At 67.6% G+C, this 18,180-nt stretch carries 13 protein-coding genes; 3 read left to right on the top strand and 10 right to left on the bottom strand.

Annotated elements, in window-relative coordinates; translation table 11 throughout:
* Positions 1-639: 639 nt before the first annotated feature.
* The 5 genes from BLR95_RS03530 to BLR95_RS03510 all read right to left on the bottom strand — a co-directional run bounded on the left by BLR95_RS03530 (position 640) and on the right by BLR95_RS03510 (position 5,928).
* Entirely contained in the window at positions 640-1,449 is an 810-nt protein-coding gene (locus BLR95_RS03530; protein WP_092615529.1) for a phosphatase PAP2 family protein, read from the bottom strand.
* 116 nt (positions 1,450-1,565) lie between these two features.
* A complete protein-coding gene (locus BLR95_RS03525; RefSeq protein ID WP_092615526.1) occupies positions 1,566-3,251 on the bottom strand; it encodes an ArnT family glycosyltransferase in 1,686 nt (561 codons plus the stop codon).
* 37 nt (positions 3,252-3,288) lie between these two features.
* Complete coding sequence (locus tag BLR95_RS03520) at positions 3,289-4,125, bottom strand: 3-hydroxybutyryl-CoA dehydrogenase (RefSeq protein ID WP_218119490.1); 837 nt, start codon at positions 4,123-4,125, stop codon at positions 3,289-3,291.
* 106 nt (positions 4,126-4,231) lie between these two features.
* Entirely contained in the window at positions 4,232-5,176 is a 945-nt protein-coding gene (locus BLR95_RS03515; protein WP_092615520.1) for an electron transfer flavoprotein subunit alpha/FixB family protein, read from the bottom strand.
* Positions 5,177-5,178: 2 nt separating this feature from the next.
* Positions 5,179-5,928, bottom strand: a complete 750-nt coding sequence (locus tag BLR95_RS03510) for an electron transfer flavoprotein subunit beta/FixA family protein (protein WP_092615518.1) — start codon at positions 5,926-5,928, stop codon at positions 5,179-5,181.
* A 361-nt stretch (positions 5,929-6,289) separates the two neighbouring features.
* Here BLR95_RS03510 and BLR95_RS03505 point away from each other — a divergent pair, with 361 nt between their 5' ends.
* From BLR95_RS03505 to BLR95_RS03495, 3 genes are all read left to right on the top strand, one after another.
* The gene (locus BLR95_RS03505) at positions 6,290-6,961 is read left to right on the top strand and encodes a tetratricopeptide repeat protein (RefSeq protein WP_176787582.1); all 672 of its coding nucleotides are present in this window, start codon (positions 6,290-6,292) and stop codon (positions 6,959-6,961) included.
* A gap of 343 nt (positions 6,962-7,304) precedes the next feature.
* Positions 7,305-9,704 (top strand): methyl-accepting chemotaxis protein, encoded by a 2,400-nt coding sequence (locus tag BLR95_RS03500; protein ID WP_092615512.1) that lies wholly within the window; start codon positions 7,305-7,307, stop codon positions 9,702-9,704.
* 111 nt (positions 9,705-9,815) lie between these two features.
* Entirely contained in the window at positions 9,816-10,052 is a 237-nt protein-coding gene (locus tag BLR95_RS03495; protein ID WP_092615509.1) for a hypothetical protein, read from the top strand.
* Between the two features lie 77 nt (positions 10,053-10,129).
* Here BLR95_RS03495 and BLR95_RS03490 read toward each other — a convergent pair whose 3' ends face one another.
* The 5 genes from BLR95_RS03490 to BLR95_RS03470 all read right to left on the bottom strand — a co-directional run bounded on the left by BLR95_RS03490 (position 10,130) and on the right by BLR95_RS03470 (position 17,967).
* Complete coding sequence (locus BLR95_RS03490; protein ID WP_092615507.1) at positions 10,130-13,258, bottom strand: type I restriction endonuclease subunit R; 3,129 nt, start codon at positions 13,256-13,258, stop codon at positions 10,130-10,132.
* Between the two features lie 176 nt (positions 13,259-13,434).
* Positions 13,435-14,568 (bottom strand): Fic family protein, encoded by a 1,134-nt coding sequence (locus BLR95_RS03485; RefSeq protein ID WP_092615504.1) that lies wholly within the window; start codon positions 14,566-14,568, stop codon positions 13,435-13,437.
* The gene (locus BLR95_RS15885; RefSeq protein WP_218119477.1) at positions 14,565-15,899 is read right to left on the bottom strand and encodes a restriction endonuclease subunit S; all 1,335 of its coding nucleotides are present in this window, start codon (positions 15,897-15,899) and stop codon (positions 14,565-14,567) included. The genes BLR95_RS03485 and BLR95_RS15885 overlap by 4 nt, the downstream gene beginning before the upstream one ends.
* Positions 15,896-16,228, bottom strand: a complete 333-nt coding sequence (locus tag BLR95_RS03475) for a hypothetical protein (protein ID WP_092615501.1) — start codon at positions 16,226-16,228, stop codon at positions 15,896-15,898. The genes BLR95_RS15885 and BLR95_RS03475 overlap by 4 nt, the downstream gene beginning before the upstream one ends.
* Entirely contained in the window at positions 16,225-17,967 is a 1,743-nt protein-coding gene (locus tag BLR95_RS03470) for a type I restriction-modification system subunit M (protein ID WP_092615498.1), read from the bottom strand. Before BLR95_RS03470 ends, BLR95_RS03475 begins: the two co-directional genes overlap by 4 nt.
* Positions 17,968-18,180: the final 213 nt, after the last annotated feature.

The following is an 18,180-nucleotide window of genomic DNA, read 5'->3' as shown; positions in this document are numbered from 1 at the left end:
GGCGTCCGTTCCCTGGACGGAGCAGGCCGGTCACCCTGAAGTGGAACAATAGGTACAATTTTATGATTCAGGCGCCGCTCACCATCCTCTAGATCATATGGTGAATTGTTGACTATCCATGGCGCCAATGTCAAAGCCAAATAGCTTACCCTTTGGCAATACAAACCCGCACCGTTGACATGGCTTGGAAGGGATGGCGGATTTTCGCGGGGTACGGGGCAATCGCGCAGCTTTGATTTAAAGCACTGAAAAAGAAAGTTTTGACCTGCCTCGGGCGGACCGCCAGGAACCCTCCCCGCTCGTCTGGTCCGACCCTGTGCTCCCGGCAACGCCCGTCCGGGTGGACATGGGAATGAAATCGCGACCGAGTCGCACTTATCGGGAGAAGTCGTGCGCCCCGGTAACATCAAGGGCTGAATTATGAATGATAGCCGACCACCCGATGCGCGCCCGCATGGCGCGTGCGTGGGGCGTGGTGGGGGGGCATGGTGGTCGGGCGACGCCGGCAAAACCGGGAGGCGGGAACGGGATTTGCGGCAATATCAAGGGCCTGGAGCGTATTGCGTGTTTCACAAAGCACGCAACACGCTCCAGGGGGCCGATGCCCGCTCCCGCCGTGCGGGGGGCCTGGTCGTCGGCTCAGCCGTGGCGTTCCAGGGCCAGCGGCACACCGGCCGCCTCGAACCGGGTCTTCAGGGCGAAAGCCACGGCGATGGCCAGATAGCTGCCCATGACCACGTCGGACAGGTAGTGGGCGCTGACCCCGACCCGCGACAGGGCGACCAGGACGGCCAGACCCATCAGCCACTTGGTGTACTTGGGCACCATGAAGGCCAGCGCGATGAGGGCCGAGAAGATGGCCTGGGAATGGCCGCTGGGGAAGCTGTTGAACCCGGAGAAAGGCTCGAAGCCGAAATAGGTGCCGTCGTCGATCAGGTGCTTGGGGCGCGGCCGGCCGACGGTCAGCTTGATGACGTGCAAAAGGATTCCGGCGGCCAGCATGTTGGCCAGCATGAAGACCCACGAGCGGGCATGCTGGCGCCAGCGGGCGATGGCGGCCTCGTCGTGCTCCGGCGGCGGCGGCGGTTCCTCGCCTTCCGGGGTCGGGCGGGCCTTGTCCAGCCACTTGGCCAGCCTGGCCGAGACCATGGTGCCCATGGCGGCGTGGCCGCCGGCCGCGGTCACCCGGTGCTGGCTGTACAGCCAGCCGCCGACGGCCAGCAGATACCAGATGGTGGCGTCGCCCAGCGGGCTCAGGTACTGCGAGGCGGTGAGCAGGCAGCAGGGGATTTCATCGTGCACCAGCCGGGCCAGCGGCCGGTCGATGACGAGGAAGGAGAGCAGGCTGAACCCCCCGGCCCACAGTCCCCAGGCGAGCAGCGGCCGGGCCCGGGTGAAGGCGGCCAGCGGCGCCAACCGGCGGCCGAGGTCATACAACGACTGAACCATGGACAACGTCTCCAGGTTTGGGAAGGGGCGGTGAAGCGGGGTTCAAGCACGGGCCTGATAGCGCCGGCCATGACCTAACGCAAGCCCACCCATATGGCACCGGGCGCCGGGACCGCTCAGTCGGTCGGCGGGGCGGCGTACAGCGACAGGGTGGTGGGGTCGCCGCGGGAATAGTTGAGGCCCTCGATGCCGATCAGCGGCTCGGGGAGGGGCGCCTTGGGCCGGGCGGCCTGAAAGGCGGTCAGGAAGGCGGCCTGTTCCGAGTCGGCGACCAGGGCCACCGCCTTGGGGTCGCGGGCCAGCCGGGCCGCCGCCGCCGCGCCGCCGGGGGCCAACTCGGTCGCCGTGCCGAGCAGGAAGACCAGCGAGGGTTCGTGGAAGCCGGCGGCGACCACCGGGGCGCCGGGGGCCAGACTGTCGATGGCCCGCGCCGCGCGCTGGCTGAGCCACAGGTCCGACAGGGCCGGCGCCACCCCCTGGAAGACCACGCCGAGGAACAGCACCCCGGCGCCCACCGGGGCCAGCGCGGCGAGCAGCGGGCGGCGTCGCGCCAGCTGCCACAGGCCGCCGCCGACCACCAGCAGGCCGAGCCCGGCGGCGAGCAGGCCGACCGGCAGGCCGGAGGCGTCGCCATACTGCGTCACCAGCACCGGCATCGCCCCGGCCAGGGTCAGGCCGATCACGGCCCACAGGCCGATCCACGGCCACCAGCGTTTGGCCAGCAGGCGGCTCGGGGTGTCGTCGCGCACCGCCAGCAGCACCGTGGCCATGAGCAGGGTCAGGGCCGGGAACAGGGGCAGCACGTAGTGCGGCAGCTTGGTCGGGATCAGCTCGAAGACCAGCCACGCCGGGCCGGCCCAGGCGAGCAGGAAGGCAACCGCCGCCTCGCCGCGCCGCGACACCGAACGCACCACCGCCGGCAACAGGAACAGCGAGGCCGGCCACAGGGTGAGCACGGCGAGCAGGCTGTGATAGCCGGGCGGGGCGCCGTGGCTCTCCTGACCGCCGAGCAGCTTGGGCAACAGGTCGCCGCCCACCGCCTGCCCCAGGAAGGCGCCGCCGGTGGCCTGCTGCACGGCCAGGAACCAGGGCAGCACGATGGCGGCGAGCAGCAGCAGGCCGCGCCCCGGCTTCAGGCCGAGCAGCCAGCCCGGGCCGGGGCCGCGCCTGCGGTCGGCGATCAGGAGGGCGAGCACGGTCAGGGCCAGGACCATCGGCACCACCGGCCCCTTGATCAGGATGGCGCCGCCCAGGGCACCCCAGAACAGCACCGCCTCGGCGGTCGGCCGGGCGGGCGGCGGCCGGGCCCCGCGCGCCGCCAGATAGCGCCCGGCGAGCGGGAACACGCAGGCCAGGGTGAGGGCCAGCAGGACGGCGTCGGTCTTGGCCAGATGGGCCTCGATGACCAGTTGCAGCGAGCCGGCCAGCAGGGCGGCGCCGACAAACCCGGTCTGGCGGTCGAACAGCCGGCTGCCGACCGCGAAGGTCAGCAGCACGGCGGCCACCATGCCCAGCATCGAGGGCACCCGGTAGGGCGCGATGGCCGGGCTGTCGGGGGTGGAGAGGGTGGCCACGCTGGCCGCCTGCAGCCAGTAGATGCCCACCGGTTTCTTGTTGCGCGCCGTGTCCTGGAAGCGGATGGCGATGAAATCATCCGTTTCCAGCATCTGCCGGGTGGCCTGGGCGAAGCGGGCCTCGTCGCGGTCCATCACCGGCAGGGTGGCCTGCCCGGGCAGGGCCAGCATCAGGGCGAGCAGGGCCAGGGCCGCGTAGGGTCGCCAGCCGGTCAGCAGACGGTGCATGGCGGGTGGTTCCTTCGCGGCCGACCGGCAGCCCGGCTCAGCGGGTCGGGGTGGGGACGTCGCCCGAATAGTCGTAGAAGCCGCGCCCGGTCTTGCGGCCCAGCCAGCCGGCCTCGACGTACTTCACCAGCAGCGGACAGGGCCGGTACTTGGTGTCGGCCAAGCCATCGTGCAGCACCTGCATGACGGCCAGACAGGTGTCGAGCCCGATGAAGTCGGCCAGTTCCAGCGGCCCCATGGGGTGGTTGGCGCCCAGTTTCATGGCGGTGTCGATGGCCGACACGCTGCCCACCCCCTCGTACAGGGTGTAGACCGCCTCGTTGATCATCGGCAAAAGGATGCGGTTGACGATGAAGGCCGGGAAATCCTCGGCCGAAACCGCCTGCTTGCCCATCCGGTCGACCACCGTCTTGAGGGCGGTGAAGGTGGCCTCGTCGGTGGCGATGCCGCGGATCAGCTCGACCAGCTGCATCACCGGCACCGGGTTCATGAAGTGCAGGCCCATGAACTGGCCGGGGCGGTCGGTGGCGGCGCCGAGGCGGGTGATCGACAGCGACGAGGTGTTGGAGGCGAGGAAGGCTTCCGGCTTCACCAGCGGGCACAGCTTCTGGAAGATGTTCTTCTTGACCGCCTCGTCCTCGGTCGCCGCCTCGATCACCAGATCGCAGTCGGACAGCGCCTCCAGGCGGGTGTCGATGGAGACGCGGCCCAGGGCGGCGGTCTTGTCGGCCTCGCTGATCAGGTCGCGGCCCACCTGACGGCCCAGGTTGCGGTCGATCAGCTTGAGGCCCTTGTCCAGCGCCTCGCGGTTGATGTCGGTCATCACCACGTCATAGCCGGCCAGCGCGGCCACATGGGCGATGCCGTGGCCCATCTGGCCGGCGCCGATGACCCCAATCCTCTCGATGTTCACGGCTCGCGTCCTTCTAGGCTGGTGGGGGCGGGGGGGGGGCGCCGCCCCGGGAGGGGGCGGCGGTGGCTCAGTCGAGGCCGGCTTCCAGTTCGGGCAGGGCCTTGAACAGGTCGGCCACCAGACCGTAATCGGCGACCTGGAAGATGGGCGCCTCTTCGTCCTTGTTGATGGCCACGATGACCTTGGAATCCTTCATCCCGGCCAGATGCTGGATGGCGCCGGAAATGCCCACCGCGATGTACAGCTCGGGGGCGACGATCTTGCCGGTCTGGCCGACCTGGAAGTCGTTGGGCACGAAGCCGGCGTCGACCGCGGCGCGCGAGGCGCCGATGGCGGCGCCCAGCTTGTCGGCGAGGCCTTCCAGCAGCTTGAAGTTCTCGCCCGAGCCCATGCCCCGGCCGCCGGAAACCACCACCCGGGCGGCGGTCAGCTCGGGACGCTCGGACTTGGACAGCTCCTGGCCGACAAAGCCCGACAGCCCGGGGTCGGCGGCCGGCGCCAGAGTCTCGACAGCGGCCGAGCCACCCTCGGCCGGGGCCGGGTCGAAGGCGGTGGCGCGCACCGTGATGACCTTCAGGGCATCGGCGCTCTTCACCGTGGCGATGGCGTTGCCGGCGTAGATCGGGCGCTGGAAGGTGTCGCCGTCGACCACTCCGACGATCTCGCTGATCTGGGCCACGTCCTTCAGCGCGGCGACGCGCGGCAGGACGTTCTTGCCGGTGGTGGTGGCCGGGGCCAGAACGTGGCTGACGCCGTCCAGGTTGGCGGCGATCAGGTCGGCCAGCGGCTCGGCCAGCGGGTGGGCGTAGTGGGCCGCCTCGGCGTGCAGCACCTTGGCCACGCCGGCGATGCGCCCGGCCGCCTCGGCCACCGGGGCGGCGTTCTCGCCGGCCACCAGGACGGTCACCTCGCCGCCGCTCCGTTGGGCGATTTCCAGGGCGGCGGCGACGGTCGACAGGGTGACCGGCTTCAGCGCCGCGTTGTCGTGTTCGGCCAGAACCAGGACGCTCATGATCAGATCACCTTCGCTTCGGTCTTCAGCTTGTCGATCAGGGTGGCGACGTCGGGCACCTTGATGCCGGCCTGACGGACCGGCGGCTCTTCCACCTTGAGCGTGGTCAGGCGCGGCGCCACGTCGACCCCCAGCTCGTCGGGGGTCAGGGTGTCGAGCGGCTTCTTCTTCGCCTTCATGATGTTGGGCAGCGAGGCGTAGCGCGGCTCGTTGAGGCGCAGGTCGGTGGTGGCAACCAGCGGCAGGTTGACCGATACCGTCTCCAGGCCGCCATCGACCTCGCGCACCACCTCGGCCTTGCCGTCGGCCAGGGTGATCTTGCTGGCGAAGGTGCCCTGGGCCCAGCCCATCAGGGCGGCCAGCATCTGGCCGGTCTGGTTGGCGTCGTCGTCGATCGCCTGCTTGCCCAGCAGCACCATGTCCGGGCTTTCCTTGGCCACCACCTCTTTCAGCAGCTTGGCCACCGCCAGGGGCTGCAGCTCGGCCTCGGTCTCGACCAGGATGGCGCGGTCGGCGCCCATGGCGAGCGCGGTGCGCAGGGTCTCCTGGCACTGCTTGACGCCCAGCGAGACGGCGACCACCTCGCTCGCCGTGCCGGCCTCCTTCAGGCGCACGGCTTCCTCGACGGCGATTTCGTCGAAGGGGTTCATCGACATCTTGACGTTGGCGGTTTCAACGCCGGTGTTGTCGGACTTGACGCGAATCTTCACGTTGTAGTCCACGACCCGCTTGACGGCGACCAGAACCTTCATGGCACTTCCCGGATGCTGACGGACGAAAGGGAGGGCGGCGGGCGCCGTCGATGGGGCCCGACAGGCCCATCTTAACACAGCCCTTGCAGGGGCAACCCCAGGTGTTGCGGGGCCGACGCTGAAGTCGCTCCGCCGGCCGGAAAACTGCCACGGCGGCGGCGGGGCGACAGGGCGCGGGACGGCAATCCCGATCTGTGCGCCGCACCATAGAAGCTTGAAAATGGGGTGTCAATCAGGGGCGACCGGGGCGGGAAGCCGCTTTTGCCGGCCGGCTTTTGCCAGCCAGCTTTTGCCAGGTTGTCCGATGTCGGCTACCATGGACGGAATTATTCCATACACCGGCTCGGCGCGGGAGGCAGCGATGCGGCCGTCACGTCCATTCCCGTGCGCCGTCTGCCTGCTGGCGGCGGCGCTTGTCCTGGCCCGGCCGGTGGCGGCCGACGAGTCCGATCTGGTCAAGGTCAACCAGGGCTACGCCGCCTATGCCAGCGGCGACTTCGCCACCGCCCGGGCGATCTGGGAGCCGCTGGCCAACCAGGGCGACGGCTGGGCCCAGTACTACATGGGCCTGATGTACGAGGCCGGCCAGGGCGTGCCACGGGACGACCGGGCGGCGCTCGACTGGTACCTGAAGGCGGCCAATTCGCGCCAGCGCTTCGTCGAGGGCAGCCGGCTGATCGGCCATCCCGACGCCAAGTTCCGGGCCGGGCTGTTCCACTACCTGGGCCGGGGCACCGAGCCCGATCCCTACAAGGCCTTCAACCTGTGGTCCTCGGCCGGCGGGCGCGGCCATGCCGAGGCGCTCTATAATCTGGCGGTGCTGATGGAAACCTCGGAGGACCGCAAGCTGCAAAGCGATCGGCTGGCCTGGGAGTACTATCATCTGGCGGCCGAGCAGGGGCACCCGGAGGCGCTGGCCCAGCGCGACCGACTGGGCGGCCGCCTGAGCGAGAACGAGATCCGCGAGGCCCGCGAGGCGGCGGCCCGCGAGCGCCAGCGCATGGGCATTCCGGCCCAGGTGGCGGTGCCCTGAGGGCCGCGCCATCCACCCCCGAAGCGGGACCAGGCCGACATACTCAGGTTGGCGAGGGGTCAGGCCGCCGCGCCGCCAACTCCACCGCGAAGCGTGTCCTTGATGGCTCCCACCATCAAGCCAAGTGAAGGCCTCACCCGATCATCAAGTCGGGGCGGGCGTCACGCGATCATCATGCCCAACTTCTGGCCGATTGTTCTATTTACCCCGGGCCGTTTGAGATGTTCAATAAACGGCCCACCCTGCCCCGTGATCAGCCGGCGCCCGCAGGCCAATGGTCCCGTCCACTGTCTCCGCGACCGGCCGCGCCGCCTTGTCCATCCGCCGATTCGTGGAGCCCCCCATGCCACGTCCCCAACTCAAGATCACCACCAAGCTCGTCCTGGCCAGCGCCACCGTGGTGGTCGCCGGTCTGATGATCGGCACCCTGCTGCTCGGCCTGCAGGCCGGTCGGGAAGTCCGTCACCTCGCCCTCAACGAGGGGCGCACCCTGGGCCGCGCCATCGGCGGCGAGATCCAGGCCCAGTTGGAAGAGGGGCTGACGGTGGCGCGCGGGGTGGCCCGCAGCTTCGCCGCCCAGAAGGCCAAGGGGGCGGTGGACCGCGCGGTGTTCGACGAGATCCTGCGCCGGGCGCTGGTCGACAACCCGCAACTGGCCGGGACCTGGGCGGGCTATGAGCCCAACGCCCTGGACGGCCGCGACGCCGAGTTCGCCGGCCAGGGTGGCACCACCGACGAGACCGGGCGCTACATCACCTATTGGTACGATTTCGGGGGCGGCGCGGAGCCCTACTACCTGACCGGCTACGACGATCCGGGCCCCGGTGGGGCCTTCTACCAGGTTCCCCTGTCGACCGGGCGTGACTACGTCACCGAGCCGACCATCTACGACATCGACGGCAACATCGTCTTCCTGACCTCGCTGGCCGTGCCGGTGATCGAGGACGGGCGGACCATCGGCGTGGTCGGGGTCGATCTGCTGCTGTCGGACATGTGGACCCAGCTTGAGAACATCCGGCCGCTGGACAGCGGCTCGGTGTTCATCATCTCCAACGAGGGGCGCTGGGTGGCCTATCCCGATGCCGCCGATCGCGGCAAGCCGGTCGCCGACAGCATGCCTTTCCTGGCCGAGGTGCTGCCCGACATCAAGGCCGGGCGGCCGGCGGAGGTGCGCTCCGAGGATGTGAGCCATGCCAACCTCGGGCACGCGGCCTATACCCACCTGTTCACGCCAATCACGCTGGGCAACTCCGATCTGCCCTGGGCGGTGATGACCAACCTGCCGGAACAGGCGGTGTCGGCCGCCGCCCGGCAGTTGGTCACCAACATGGTGATCGGCAGCGTGGTGCTGGTGGTGGTGCTGCTGCTGGCCCTGGGTTGGGTCGGCCGGCAGTTGATCAACCGTCCGGTCAGCGCCGTGACGCAGGCCATGGCCTCGCTCGCCCAGGGCAAGCTGGAGACCGAGATTCCCTACACCGAGCGCGGCGACGAGATCGGCGTCATGGCCGGGGCGATCAACGTCTTCAAGGAAAACGCCCAGGCGGTGCAGCGCCTGCAAAGCCAGCAGGCCACCGAGCAGCGGCGCAACGCCCGCCGGGTGCAGGGCGAGATGCTGGCCCTGACCAACGCCCTGGACGAAGAGGTGCATACCGCCCTGTCCGGCGTGCTGGGCGAGGCGGCGACCATGCACGATTCCTCGGTCGGCATGACCGAGGCGGTGCAGCGCACCGAGGCCGATGCCGCCGCCGCCGCCAGCGCCTCGCAGGAGGCTTCGAGCAATGTCGACGCGGTGGCCGCCGCCTCCGAGCAGTTGTCCAACTCCATCGCCGAGATCGGGGTGCAGGTCAGCCACGCCGCCGAGGCCGCCCGTCAGGCGGTGGGCGAGGCCGAGACGACCAGCAACCGGGTGGCCGGGCTGTCCAAGGCGGCCGACCAGATCGGCGAGGTGGTCGACCTGATCAGCGACATCGCCAAGCAGACCAACCTGCTGGCCCTCAATGCCACGATCGAGGCGGCGCGGGCCGGCGAGGCCGGCAAGGGCTTCGCGGTGGTCGCCGGCGAGGTCAAGACCCTGGCCAACCAGACCGCCAAGGCGACCGAGGAAATCGCCAGCCAGATCGGCCAGATGCAGTCGGCAACGCGCGAGGCGGTGCAGGCCATCGGCTCGATCAGCCAGGTGATCAACCGGCTGGACGAAATCTCCGCCGCCATCTCCGCCGCCGTCGAGGAGCAGACGGCGGCCACCGGCGAGATCAGCCACAACGCCCAACTGGCGGCGCGCAGCACCCAGGACGCCTCGGACAACATCAACCACGTCTCGCAAAGCTCCGAGACCACCGGCGAGCGGGCCCAGGCGGTGAAGGGGTCGGCCGAGCAGGTGCGGCATCTGGTCGAGTCGATGCAGACCGCGCTGGAGCGCATCATCCGCTCGACCAGCGCCGAGGACCGCGAGGCCAACCGTCTGCGCACCCTGAACGTGGCGGTGGTCCTGGAGTTCGAGGACGGAACCACGCAACCCTGCCTGTTGCAGGACGTCTCGCTGACCGGCGTGGGCACGCTGGACCGGGTGATCGGGACCGACGCGGCCAAGGATTTCGAGGTGCGGCTGCCCGACCTGGGGTCGCTGCCGGGGCGCATCGTGACCACCACCGAGGTTTCCACCCACATCCGCTTCGAGGTCGAGGAGCGGCAGACCCAGGCCTTCGAGCGCTTCGTGGCGCGCCACGAGCGGGGCGGCAAGTAGGGGCTCCGGTGCGCGCCGGCCTCATCGCCGGCGCCACCGGGCATCTGGGGCGCTCTGGGGCGGTTCCTGGTCGATGACTACCGCCGGCGCGGCTGGCAGGTGTGGGCCCTGGTGCGCGACGCCACCAGGGCGCGGGCCTCGGGGCTGGTTGCCGACCGCCTGATCGAGGCCCAGGCGACGCAGCCGGAAACCTTGGCCGGGACCTTGGCCTGGACTATCGGCAGGTCACCGACCGGCACCCTGGCCCTTGTCCAGTACAAGCGCCGCGCCCGCAAACCGAGGAAACCCCGCGACATCGAACAACACCTGTTCGTCGCGGAGAAGGCGACGGCCCACCCCCGTCCCTGACAGGGCCGTGGAGGCCCCAGGGAAGCCCGCCGGTGAGTCTTGGCGACTCCCCGGCCCAACCACCATCCGGGGGGCGTTCAGGGATGGGCGGAAGTGCCGCCGGCGCCCCGGCTGCGGAGGGCTTCGTACAACCCGGCCTGGTTGAGCAGGATGTCGCGCAGGCCGTGTTGGACCTGCTTTGAGTCCAGCGCTTGGCGGCTCATGCTGCTGTGGGCGGTGAGGGCGTCCATGATGGCCTCCTCGAGGGCCCTCATGAGGTTCGGGGAGTCCGCGAAGTGGCTCTTGGAGTTGGTCGCGGCCTGCTGGGCAAGGACGTCGGACTCCTCCAGCTTGCCTTTGAGGGCATGGACGAAGCTCAGCTTGTCACCGTCCGTCAGGTCGCCCTCGAACAGTTCGTTGACCTTGGAGATGACCTCGCTCAGGCGCACCTTGTCCTTGTCCTGCACCTGACCGCTTCCGGTCTCGGTCATGGGCTTGATCCTGTCGCCCTCGCCCTCGCCCAGTGGCAGGTCGCGTTGACCCCGGTTGCGGAGATTGTGGTGGGTGAGTTGGACCCCCGACAGGTCCACCCCGTCGCGCTCCCGCCCGAAGTCCAGGAGCGGCAGAAGGCGGCGGAAGAAGATGGCCCGTTTCTCGACGGCCGTGGTGCCGTAGTCGAAAATCTGCGACAGGAACGAATAGGCCCGCAGGAAGGCCCCCATGTCGTTCTTGAACACGACCAGGGCCGCCATTTCGTCCCTGGCGTCCTTCTCCCGCTGGCCGTCCTGGGCCGCCTTCGCCGCCTGGGCCTGGGTCTGGAGCGCCTTGTAGCGCTTCAGCAGGCGGTCCGCGACCGGCTCAATCGCCGCCGCCAACTGTGCCTGGGAGGACTTCGGGTTCAACTCCGCCCTGACCACGCGCTCAATCTCGTGGTCGTCATAGTGGCCCACGGCGTCCAGCTTGGCCCGCAGATCGAAGACGAGGTTCGGATCGGTGGTCGCCTCAAGCTCGGCCGTTGCGTGGTAGGTCTTGAAGGCGGCCAGGACGTCTTCCGGCTCGTTCACGAAGTCGAGGATGTAGGTGGTGTCCTTCCCCGGGTGCGCCCGGTTCAGGCGCGACAGGGTCTGCACCGCCTGGATGCCGGCGAGGCGCTTGTCCACGTACATGCCGCAGAGCTTCGGCTGATCGAAGCCGGTCTGGAACTTGTTGGCGACCAGCAGGAGCTGGAACTCGTCGGTGTCGAACGCCTTGCGCATGTCCCGACCGTTGAGGGCCGGATTGAGGTCCTTGCTGGTCTCGGTCACGCCGTCGGGGGCGACCTCGTCGTCCCTCACCTCGCCGGAGAAGGCGACCAGCGTCCCGATCCTGTAGCCCTTCTCCTGGATGTACCTGCGCATGGCGATGTGCCAGCGGACCACCTCCTGACGGCTGGCGGTGACCACCATCGCCTTGGCCCCGCCATCCAGAAGGGGCGCGACGTTTTCGCGGAAGTGCTCGACGACCACCTGGACCTTCTGGCTGATGTTGTAGGGATGCAGGCGGACCCAGCGCATGATGCCCTTCATGGCGGCGCTGCGCTCGACCTCCTGCTCGTCCCATTCCCGGCCGCCGCTGGCCAGCTTGAAGGCCATCTTGTAGGGCGTGTAGTTGCGCAGCACGTCGAGGATGAAGCCTTCCTCGATGGCCTGACGCATGGCGTACACATGGAAGGGCTGCGGCAGGTTCCCCGGCCCGGGGGGCCGGGACGGGTCCGGGCGGCGGCCGAACATTTGCAGTGTCTTGGCCTTGGGCGTGGCCGTGAAGGCGACGTAGGTGATGCCGCCCGGGTTCGCCCGCGCGGTCATCTGGGCGGCCAGGATGTCCTCGTTGCTGACCTCCCCGCCGTCCTCGAGCTCCTTGATCTCCTCGGCCGAGAGCACCTGCTTCAGCATCGACGACGAGGCGCCGGACTGCGAGGAGTGCGCCTCATCGGCGATCACCGCGAACCGCTTGCCCTCGGTTGCCGCCAGTTTCTGCACGGTCTGGAGGGCGAAGGGGAAGGTCTGGATGGTGCAGACGACGATCTTCTTGTCCCCCGCCAGGGCCTTGGCGAGTTGGCTGCTCTTGCTCTGTTGGTCGCCGGTGATGCTCTCCACCACGCCGGTGGTGCGCTCGAAGGCGAAGATGGCCTCCTGGAGCTGGCTGTCGAGGACCGTGCGGTCGCTGACCACCAGGATGGAGTCGAACAGCTTTTCGTGCTGGTCGTTGTGCAGGTCGGCCAGGAAGTGGGCCGTCCAGGCGATGGAGTTGGTCTTGCCCGACCCGGCCGAGTGCTGGATCAGGTACTTCTGCCCCGGTCCCTCGGCCAGGACCGCCCCGACCAGCTTGCGGGTGGCGTCGAGCTGGTGGTAGCGGGGGAAGATGACCGTGTCGATCCGCTTCTTGCTGTCGCGCAGGGCGACCATGTAGCGGCCCAGAATCTCCAGCCAGCTTTCCCGTTCCCAGACCTCTTCCCACAGGTAGGCCGTGGGGTGGCCGTTGGGGTTCGGCGGATTGCCCGCCGCCCCGTCGTCGCCCCGGTCGAAGGGCAGGAAGACGGTCCGCGGCCCGGCCAGCCGTGTCGTCATGCGGACATGGGAGTTGCTGACCGCGAAGTGGACCAGGGCACCGCCGGGGAAGTCGAGCAGGGGTTCCGCCGCGCCCTGCCCCTTGGGCTTCGGGGGGCGGTCGAAGCGGTACTGGTCCACGGCGTCCTCGACCGCCTGGGTGAAGTCGCTTTTCAACTCCGCCGTGGCGACCGGGATGCCGTTGAGGAACAGCACCAGATCGAGGCAGTTCTCGTTGTGGATGGAGTAGCGGACCTGCCGCACCACCCGCAGCCGGTTGGCCGCGTAGCGGGCCTCAAGGTCGGCGTTCATGCCCAGCGCCGGCTTGAACTGGGCGAGGCTCAGAGGCTGCCGCAGGCCCAGCATTTCCACCCCGAAGCGCAGCACGTCCAGGGTGCCCCGGTCGTCCAGTTGCGTGCGCAGGCGGTCGAGCAGCACCTCTTGCGCCGCCGCCCCGTGGCTGTTGGTCAGCCCCTCCCAGGCCTTCGGCTGGGTCGCCTGGACCCAGGCCAGGACATCGGCCGGGAACAACGCCCGCTTGCGGTCATGGGCCGCCGCGTCGGCCGGGTCGTAGAGCCAGCCATGGGCCGCCAGATGGGCGCAGATGTCGTTCTCGAACTCGATTTCCTTGTGCAGGCTCATTCCGGCTCCCGTGCCCCCGTCCCCAGTTGGCCCGCTTCCCAGGCCTTGTAGGTTTCGCCCGTGCCCTGACGGCTCCCCGCGACCCGAGGGCCCATGCCCGCAAGCAGGCACATGGGCTTTCCTCCCCCGGCTCCCTTAACTCCGCGCGTGTCTTGGTTAAGGGAAGTGCGTTTTCCTTAACTAAGGAACAGCGCTAGGTAACGATCAAACGCATAGGCCCGCATCCGCCGCTGGCCCGTTATCTCCACCAGAATGCCCAACCGGATGAAGTCCCGGATCAGGGCATTCGCGGTTGGGGTGCTGATGTTCAACTCCGCCTCGATATCGGAGGCCGACACGATCGGCCTGCGATAGAGCATGTTCAGAAGCTGCCGGGCGTTGGGCGTTCGCTTCCCCAGGGTCATGACCGCCTGCTCCACCTCGGTGCGCAGGCTCAGGATTTGTCGGAAAACGCCGCGCCCCTTGGTGGCTGTCTCGGCGATCCCGTTCAGGAAGAACTTCACCCAGTGGATGATGTCGTTGGCGAGGCGCACCCGCATCAAGGCATCATAGTAGGCCGCCCGGTTGCGCTCGAAAAAGTCCGAGAGATAGAGCGATGGCTTGCTGAGCAGCCCGTGCGAGATCAGGTACAGCGGGATCATCAGGCGGCCTATGCGCCCGTTGCCGTCCAGGAAGGGGTGGATGGTCTCGAACTGATAGTGGCTGATCGCGACCCGAACGAGATGCGGCACGGTCACGGCCTCGTTGTGCCAGAACTTCTCAAGGTCGCTCATCAGATCGGGAACCCCGTCGGGGTGGGGCGGGATGAACACCGCATCCGCCACGCTGGAGCCGCCGATCCAGTTCTGGCTGCTGCGGAACTCGCCCGGCATCTTGTGCTCACCGCGCACCCCCTGCATCAGGGTCGCGTGGGTCTGCTTCAGCAGCCGGTTGGACAGTGGCAGTGTGTCCAGTTCCGCGATGGCGGCGTTGACGGCGCTGATATAGTTGCGCACCTCCCGCCAGTCGTCGCGCTTTTCCGGCTCGATCTGCTCCTCGGGCATCAAGGCTTCGTCGATGCCGGTCTGCGTGCCCTCGATGCGGCTTGAGGTCTGCGCTTCCTTGACCACGTGCATCTGGATGAACAGGTCGATGTCGGGGACGATCAGCGAGAAGGCGTTCAGCTCTCCAAGCGCCCTGTTGGCCGCCTCCAGCAGCGTGTTGACGCCCGGGTTTTCCCAGACCCATTCGTGGTTCACCGGTACCGGCTCGAAGCTCTTGTACCGGTACCGCTGCTCCCAGCGCCCCGCCTTGAAGGTTTCGAACTTCACGCGGCCTCCTCCTGCGTCACCAGTCCCCGTACGTCGATCTTGCCGGTGACGGCGGCCGAGATGAGGGCCGCGCGGCGTTCCTTGAGGAGGTCGATGGCACGTTGGGATTCGGTAATGAGCGCATCAAAAGTTGCGCCACAGCGGTCAATATAGCTTGCTATTCGCCTCTGTTCGTTCAGTGGCGGGACAGCCAACCAGATTTCCTTTGTTTTCTCCTGGTTCATGATCCCAATGGTGCTCGCGTTGGACAGGAACCGCATCTCGGCCACCTTGCCTGACAACGAGTACGCGAGAAACAGCCCATCCAGGCTCGGGCTTGGCAGAATAGTGTTAATCTGCTGGTTTGCCGATGCAGGGACCGAAAGAAACGCGGCCTTTCCAAGGGTAGCTCCGATTCCCACCACCAGGACAGAGCCGGGAGGAAAAACCTTTACCTCTCCAGCTTGGACTGCCTCGGGCGGCACCTTCTTTGCGGCGCTGCCAGTACGGATGGCCCCTGAGAAGTCCCCGGGAGTAAACCAGTCGACGCCTCCGTCGATTTCGGCCTCCGGGGGCGCAGAGGAGGGCGTACCACCAGTTTGGACGGTTTCAACTACTCGCCGAAGTTTCACCACCTCCCAGTGCTCCGGCACCTCGCCCAGCCATTCCACGCCGCTGTCCTTCATCGGGGCGTTCGGGTCGAGGCCTTTGGTGACGGCGTGGGAGATGACCGCCTGCCGCTTCTCCTTGAGCAGGTCGATCAACTTCTCCTGCTCGGCCACCAGCGCGTCGATCTTGCCGGTCTCCCGGTCGAGAAACGCGGCGATGGCGGCTTGCTCCGCGCGATCAGCGGGCATCGGCGCCTTGATCCGCATCAGCTCGTTCGCACTGATCGCGGGGTAGCTCACTCCGACCGAGCGTGAGATGATCTCACCGACAATGTACTCTGAGCGAAGGAGATAGCTGAGATAGCCGGAGTGGACACCTCGCGGCCGAACGACAGCGAAACCCGTTGAGGCAATCATGTTCTCGGGTGGTGCGACGACCGGGGCGATGGCTCTTAGGTACGTGCGAACGGTGGAAACTAGAACGTCACCATCTCTGACCTTCCGCCTCGCTCGCGAGGGCGCATCTGCGAAGGCGATCTTGGTGACATCGAAAATGCCGGCCATCGGGTCGACGCCAGAAATCTCCACATACTGAATAACGTGGTCAAAGGGGGTCGTCTCGGGCAGGACATCGTCGTTCCACGATGCCGTTGCCTTGAGCGGCAGGATAGACCAATCGGCGGGCACCGCCTCAATGCCAGCAACGCCGCTGTCCTTGTAGGCGGAATATGCCGGGAAGCTCATTCCTCCCCTCCCGGCTTCTTGCCCCGCCCGGCCTTGGCGGCGGTGCTGGCGAGGCGCTTCAGTTCCGCCTCGACCTCCTGGGCGTGCTCGCGCTCGGCGGTGTCCGCCTCGGCGGTGCGTCGGGCGGCGTCGAAGGTGGCGTAGCGGTCATCGATGATTTTCAGCATCTGCTGGTGGCTGACGCTGCCCGCATGGCTCAGGACGGCGCGATCCGCCAGCTTCGTCCGGTGCCGCCTGCCGTCCGAGGCAGTGGTCAAGGATTCCTTGACAACTGACCCTTTGGTCAGCTCCCCGTCCTCGGTGTTGTACGGGATGACGTTGCCGCTCATGCCGACAGCCCCTCGATCATCGCCTTGATGCGGTCGGTGGTCTGCTTGAGGTCGGCGTCGATCTCCGCCAGCGGGCGGGGCGGGGTGAAGACGTAGAAGTGGCGGTTGAAGGGAATCTCGTAGCCGATCCTGGTCTTGTCGGGGTCGATCCAGGCATCCGGGGCATGGGGCAGGACCTCGCGCTCGAAATAGGCTTCCACGTCCTCCTTGAGGGGCACGTTCTCGGTGTCGCGCAGCTTGCTGTCGGCGACCGGCTTGCCCTTCATCTTGCCGCGCTGGCCGAGGACGATGGCGCCCGCCTCGTCGCGCTCCGGCCGCTCCACGGTGATGGTGCGGTAGCCGAAGTCCTCGTTGTCGAAGAGGCGGCTGATCGGCTTGCCGTCCTGCTCCGCCTCGACGAACTGGCCGAACAGGCGGGTGATCTCCGCGATGTGGGCGTCCGACAGCTCCTTGCGCTTGGAGCCCAGGCTCTTGCGCATTTTCCGCCACATGCCGCTGGCGTCGATCAACTGCACCTTGCCCTTGCGGTGCGCGGGCTTGTGGTTGCTGACGATCCACACATAGGTGCTGATGCCGGTGTTGTAGAACATGTCCGTGGGCAGCCCGACGATGGCCTCCAGGAGGTCGTTTTCCAGCACATAGCGGCGGATTTCGCTCTCGCCGCTGCCCGCGCCGCCGGTGAACAGGGGCGAGCCGTTGAGGACGATGCCGAAGCGGCTGCCTCCCTGCGTCGCGGGTCGCATCTTGCTGATCAGGTGCAGGAGGAACAGCATGGAGCCATCCGACACGCGCGGCAGGCCGGGGCCGAAGCGGCCGTCGAAGCCCTGCTGGTCGTGCTCCTTCTTGACCTCCTTCTGGACGTTCTTCCACTCGACGCCGAACGGCGGGTTGGAGAGCATGTAGTCGAACCGCCGGCCCGGGTGCCCGTCGTCGGACAGCGTGTTGCCGAACACGATGTTGGACACGTCCTGACCCTTGATCAGCATGTCCGCCTTGCAGATGGCGTAGGATTCGGGGTTCAGCTCCTGGCCGAAGACCGTCAGGCTGGCCTCGGGGTTCAGCTCTTCCAGGTGTTCGCCGGCGATGGACAGCATCCCGCCGGTCCCCGCCGTGGGGTCGTAGATGGTGCGGACGATCCCCGGCTTGGACAACGCGTCGTCGTCTTCGATGAAGATCAGGTTGACCATCAGGCGGATGACCTCGCGGGGGGTGAAGTGCTCACCGGCCGTCTCGTTGGACAACTCCGCGAACCGTCGGATCAGCTCCTCGAAGACGAGGCCCATCTGATGGTTGCTGACATGGTCCGGGTGCAGGTCGATCCCGGCGAACTGCTCGGTCACCCGATAGAGCAGCCCGGCCTTGGTCAGGCGCTCGATCTGGGTGTGGAACTCGAAGCTCTCGAAGATGTCGCGGACAGCGGCGGAGAAGCCATTGAGGTAGCTGTAGAGGTTCTCCCGGATGTTGTCCGGGTCCCCCATCAGCGTCTTCATGTCGAGGGATGACGTGTTGAAGAACGCCTGCCCCGAGGCGCGAAGAAGAAAGGGCGCCGGGTTGATGCCCATCGTCTCTTTCGCCTTGAACTCCTCCAGCACTGTCTGCTTGGTCGGCTGAAGGACACAATCCAGCCGCCGCAGGACCGTGAACGGCAGAATGACGCGACCGTATTCCGATTGCTTGTAGTTGCCGCGCAGGGTGTCCGCGACCGACCAGATGAAGGCGGACAGGGATTGCTGGTTCATCGGGGCAGGGGTCCTCGAGGGTGGGCACAACAGGACAGGCCGCCGGGGACGCCATGGCACCGCCACCGCGCCCCCCCAGCGGAGTCAGATTGTCGGAGCCTACTGGCAACCATGGCGGGGGACAAGGCGGGCGCCGCCGCCGCCGCTGGGCGGTTCGAGGCCTTTGGCCCCATCCCCATCGTCCATCTTGGGGGCGGCATTTCACCCGCCAAC

The organism is Roseospirillum parvum (genome assembly GCF_900100455.1).
In the GTDB taxonomy this organism is placed as follows: domain Bacteria; phylum Pseudomonadota; class Alphaproteobacteria; order Rhodospirillales; family Rhodospirillaceae; genus Roseospirillum; species Roseospirillum parvum.
Note: the sequence above shows the minus strand (reverse complement) of the source record. Positions and strands in the feature narration are given on the sequence as shown.